The organism is Sporosarcina obsidiansis (genome assembly GCF_009651005.1).
Taxonomy (GTDB): Bacteria; Bacillota; Bacilli; order Bacillales_A; family Planococcaceae; genus Sporosarcina; species Sporosarcina obsidiansis.
Genome location: NZ_WHVW01000063.1, coordinates 1 through 266 on the forward strand (window position 1 = coordinate 1; position 266 = coordinate 266).

The 266-nt window shown below is 41.0% G+C and carries 1 rRNA gene; it reads left to right on the forward strand.

Features of this window, described 5'->3' with window-relative positions:
- Positions 1–200: 200 nt before the first annotated feature.
- Positions 201–266: ribosomal RNA gene (gene rrf / locus GD002_RS17675) — 5S ribosomal RNA — on the forward strand; the annotation flags it as partial.

Consider the following 266-nt stretch of genomic DNA (forward strand, 5'->3'; position numbering starts at 1 on the left):
CGTTTTTTGCCACACAGCAGCTTTGACTTATGACCCGAGCATCTGGCCGCTGAGGCTGGACAACGTAAAAAGTAGTTACTTGAACTACCCAATGTCTTTTATTCAGTTTTGAGTGAGCAAAAACTTACTTAAAAAAATTAAAAAACACTTGCATTATCCTTACGAAGTGTTATAATAGTAAATGTCCTCAAAAGGACGAGTCTGGTAATGATGGCGAAGAGGTCACACCCGTTCCCATACCGAACACGGAAGTTAAGCTCTTCAGC